The sequence below is a fragment of the Okeania sp. SIO3B5 genome (genome assembly GCF_010692555.1).
Lineage (GTDB): Bacteria > Cyanobacteriota > Cyanobacteriia > Cyanobacteriales > Microcoleaceae > Okeania.
On record NZ_JAAHHG010000693.1, the window covers coordinates 1 to 4,419 of the forward strand.

The 4,419-nt window shown below is 37.7% G+C and carries 4 protein-coding genes and 3 pseudogenes; 3 read left to right on the forward strand and 4 right to left on the reverse strand.

The features are described 5' to 3' along the window. Positions 1 to 399: 399 nt before the first annotated feature. Positions 400 to 522 (reverse strand): annotated as a pseudogene (locus tag F6K54_RS40980) (zinc ribbon domain-containing protein); the annotation flags it as partial. 39 nt (positions 523 to 561) lie between these two features. Here F6K54_RS40980 and F6K54_RS40985 point away from each other — a divergent pair. The 3 genes and pseudogenes from F6K54_RS40985 to F6K54_RS40995 all read left to right on the forward strand — a co-directional run. Further along, positions 562 to 764: pseudogene (locus F6K54_RS40985) on the forward strand (PD-(D/E)XK nuclease family transposase); the annotation flags it as partial. 152 nt (positions 765 to 916) lie between these two features. Next, positions 917 to 1,360, forward strand: a pseudogene (locus tag F6K54_RS40990) (Rpn family recombination-promoting nuclease/putative transposase). Positions 1,361 to 1,387: 27 nt separating this feature from the next. Further along, complete coding sequence (locus F6K54_RS40995) at positions 1,388 to 1,630, forward strand: DUF4351 domain-containing protein (protein ID WP_293090231.1); 243 nt, start codon at positions 1,388 to 1,390, stop codon at positions 1,628 to 1,630. A 396-nt stretch (positions 1,631 to 2,026) separates the two neighbouring features. Here F6K54_RS40995 and F6K54_RS41000 read toward each other — a convergent pair whose 3' ends face one another. From F6K54_RS41000 to fabG, 3 genes are all read right to left on the reverse strand, one after another. Then, positions 2,027 to 2,293 (reverse strand): hypothetical protein, encoded by a 267-nt coding sequence (locus F6K54_RS41000; protein WP_293090233.1) that lies wholly within the window; start codon positions 2,291 to 2,293, stop codon positions 2,027 to 2,029. 129 nt (positions 2,294 to 2,422) lie between these two features. Beyond that, positions 2,423 to 2,698 carry a hypothetical protein gene (locus F6K54_RS41005; RefSeq protein ID WP_293090235.1) on the reverse strand — a complete coding sequence of 92 codons (276 nt, stop codon included), beginning with the start codon at positions 2,696 to 2,698 and terminating at the stop codon, positions 2,423 to 2,425. Positions 2,699 to 2,953: 255 nt separating this feature from the next. Then, positions 2,954 to 3,721: a 3-oxoacyl-[acyl-carrier-protein] reductase gene (gene fabG, locus F6K54_RS41010; protein ID WP_293090237.1), complete on the reverse strand. Its 768-nt coding sequence runs from the start codon at positions 3,719 to 3,721 to the stop codon at positions 2,954 to 2,956. Positions 3,722 to 4,419: the final 698 nt, after the last annotated feature.

Genomic DNA, 4,419 nt, shown 5'->3' on the forward strand with positions numbered 1-4,419 from the left:
GCATTCCCTTGCGTCTGACGCCGACGCGGGGTCGCACCGCATAATTAGGGCTTGCTGATTAATTATAAAAGTATTGATATGTAAAGGTTTGATCGCTTTGAGGGTCGAATTGCAGTGCGCCTGTTTCAGTTGAAAATGCTCAAAAAGCTAGTATTTTGCGCTGACTATGGCAGAACAATCTTGGGACAATTCTTACTCCTACCTCCTCTAAATTCCTATTTCTCCTGACTCCTGACTCCTGAATCCTGGCTCTTCCCCCTGCTAAAAGACTTTTTCAGCAAACCCTAATTAGTGACATTTTAATGTTTACTTCCTGCTTCCACCGGAACTGTCGGCAGCACTCTGTCCACAGGCATTCACGGTCAAGCCGACCGCATTTCTTAAATTAATACTTGCATCTCATACGCGGTCTATAGATATCCCACAATCGGGGCAGTCATAAGTTCTCACATTTAACGGCATATCTTGGACATGACCGCAGTTCGAGCAAGTTTTTGATGATGGAAAGAATCTATCAACGACTACTAATTCAGAGCCGTACCAGTGAGTTTTATATTCTAGCTGTCTCCTAAATTCATAAAACCACAACCGACTTTGCCTTTAAAAAAATCTTTGGTTCTATTCACAGTCAAAATATCCTCATTAGCTTTCTCAATGCTATAGTTTATAACAATCAAAATATAATTCAATCTCTCAAAATAATTAACCCCTATAACCCTGGAGTTACTAACACTCTTAAGGAGACTTATTTTGATGTAAAAGCACTTTTATATCAAATCCGCTTAATTGGACATAAAAAAATTATCCAATTGTCATAACTGCGCTCATCTTGTCTTATCTTTCTTCTCCTGAATTCAGCAATTGCAGAATTGCTGAATTCTAAAGACTTAACCATTCTATGGCTGTTTAACCGGATTTGATATTAGATAATGGTTCTACTGTGATTATTGAAATGCAAATATTGAACGTAGAATATTTTGAAAAACGAGTAATTTATAATTTAGCTAAAGCCTATGGAAATCAATTAGATGCAGGGCAAGGTTATATGATGTTGCAACCTTTTATAGCTTTAACAATCGCCGACTTTGTTTTATTTTAAAAGATAGATCAAATAATTACTAAATTCAGATTTAAAGAAGAGACAGAATTGTTTAACTACCAAGATGAATTAACATTAATGTTTGTAGAATTACCCAAATTTAAAAAAGAATTGTCAGCCTTAGAAACCCTCAGTGATAAATGGATATATTTTATTAAATCAGCCCCAAATTTAGAAGTAATACCAGAATCATTAGAATCAGTCTCAGAAATAGAAGCAGCATTAAATATAGCGAATAAAGCGAACTTAAACAATGAATAATTAGAGGAATTAGAGCAACAGGAAAAGTTGATTAGAGATAAGAAAGGACAAATTAGTTTAGCGAGAAGGGAAGGAAGAGAAATTGGACGGGAGGAAGGAATAAGGATATTGGTTAAACGTCAAATTCGTCGTAAGTTTGGGGAAATACCTCCAGAAGTTGAGACTCAGATAGAACAATTATCTTTGGAAAAATTAGATATTTTAGGTGAAGAAATTTTTGATTTAGCAACAATAGCAGGCTTGGAAAATTGGCTAGTTAATAATGGATAATTGATAATGAAAGAGTTTTTTTAATCTCTAGTTTTCTCTCTAACTCTCTATAATCTAGGGAATAGGGAATAGGCAATGGTTGAAGATAGGCAATAGGGAATAGTTGAATCTAGGTAATAGACCTCTCTAAAAATCACTCATTAAAATCAATTCTTACCCATAAATTATCAATTACTTCCCCCTATTGCCTATTGCCCATTTACTCAATGCCAAGCGATCGCTCCCTAATATAGAATCCGGTTGGATAGTTATTGTATAGTTGGCAGTGGGGGAGTGGGGGAGCGGGGAGTGGGGGAGATTAAATATTGAAGTAATTATAGAACCTATATTCCGCACGTCAAAGTGTAGTATCTCAGGCTAGCCGTTGAAAACCTTGTCTGGCAATAACCATAAAGTTTATAAGTAAAAATACATATTACACAAGCTATTGACAGTTATTATTAATAACAGAGGCTGTAATCCACATTCTTCGTAAAAAATACTGTTGTAGTATGCTTGTCGTGCGGAACGTGGGATAGAATTATCAACACCAACACCGGATGAAATTTTTCCTTCCTCATAAAGTTTACCCAAAGTCAAAACCATTACTCGTCGCTGAAAAACATCTTCTTCCTCGCGACAAGCAATCAACAATTCTTCTGGAAATTCCACAGTAACACTCATTTTTTTTATATAACTATTTCAGGACTTACGCAAAGACACTATATATAGCGCATAACCAACAGAGCGGTCGCTATAATTTTTAGAGAGCGATCGCCAAGTATTTCTTAGCCTTTATCTATTGATAAAAACTTAAATAGCTATCATTTTAATGGTAGGATGTTTGAGTTCAGATACTAGATATTTAGATAGTAATTGATGTTTGAGTTGATAAATAGTTTTTCCCAAAAAGCTATGCTTTATAAACATCTTTCTTAACATAAAACTTGACAAAACAAACAAGTTATGTATAAGCATCTCAAAGGCTTTTTTGGGAGAAAAGTGTATTGAAAAATACATTTTTTTGAGAACTGCAGACAGGATTTTTCCTCCCCATCCCCCCATCTCCCCATCTCCCCATCCCCTCATCTACAGGGTTTCAGGAGTTCCTTATAAGGGATAGCTTTGAAAGGGGGGGGAGGCATAAGGTTTTCTCCTATTGTCACCTTGTAAAAAATTTACGCATAAATACTTGTTTGATTGATTACTCAATGACGGCAGTTATGATTTTCTTCTCAAATTCTGTCTCCTGTTTCCTGTCTCCTGACTCCTTCTTCTATACTACATTTTGTGGTGCGGAATGTGGGTTGTAATTTGTAAATATGCCAGCGCACATTGCTATAATTAAGCCATCACCATCCCCCCATCCACATTAAATACTTGACCCGTAATATAATTAGCCGCACTATCAGCAGCTAAAAATTTAATCATACCTGCTACTTCTTCTGGTGTACCATAACGACCGAGAGGAATAAACTTGATAATTTCCTCAGAATTTTTCAAGTCCTTAGTCATATCAGTCGCAATAAACCCAGGGGCAACCACATTTGCTGTAATACCACGATTAGCAAGTTCTTTTGCTACACTTTTCGTAAAGCCAATAACCCCTGCCTTAGCTGCACTATAATTAGACTGACCGGGATTACCCATTTGCCCAGTTACTGAAGCAATATTAATAATACGACCCCTCTTTTGTTTGAGCATAATTTTGCTAACGGCACGGGTACAGAGAAAGACCCCTGTCAAATTTAGGTCTATTACTGACTGCCAGTCATCAGGTTTCATCCGCAAAAGCAAAGTATCGCGGGTAATACCAGCATTATTAACCAAAATATCAATGCGATTCCATTTTTCCATCACTTCTTTGACTAGGGTATCAACATCCTCAGCTTTAGAAACATCTGCTTGAAGTGCCATCCCATTGCCACCTGCAGCAACTATTTCTGCCACGACTTCCACTGCCGCTCCACTAGAGTTAGCATAGTTAACAACTACATTTGCCCCTTCCATTGCTAATGCCAAAGCTGCTGCCCGACCAATTCCTCTAGATGCACCTGTGATTATTGCTACTTGTCCCTTCAAGCGCTGTAATGTTTCGGGTAATGCCTCCATAATCAAATCCTTTCCTAATATGGTTTAAACGACTATAGCGCTGTGCCCAGGCAACAGGCAACAGCTCATCTGGCAATAGGCAATAGGCAACAGGCAATAGGGGACACAAAAGGGTTTCAGCTATAGCGCTGTGCGCAGGCAACAGGCAACAGCTCATCTGGCAATAGGGGACACAAAAGGGTTTCAGCTTCTATTTAGGGCTTGCTGATTAAATCTCAAAGTATTGACTGATATTGGTTTCAGCCTTATTTTGGTCAAAAAAAGTGCAAGCTTTTCGGTCTAAAAAACTCATGCATGCTAGTATTTTGGGATGATTATGGCAGAAAAATTATTCTTACAAAACTTAGGTCCTACCTCATCTAAATTCCCCTAACTCCTGTCTCCTGTCTCCTGTCTCCTGTCTCCTGTCTCCTACCCTCACCCATAAGACTTTTTCAGCAAACCCTATTTATATCATGTTCGGATAATCAGTTACAAAAAAAACTTCTGGCCTTAAACCTTTCTTTCCCTTCTGCCTTCTGCCCTCTGCCTTCTGCCTTACTTCATCCAAAGTGTAATTATTCAACCGAACATGATATTAGGGCTCACCGATCTAATATCAAAGCATTGACTGATATTGGTTGTAGCATTTTTTTGTCTAAAAAAGTGTCAGCTTTTCAGCTCAAAAAGCTCATGCATGCTAGTATTTTGGGACGATA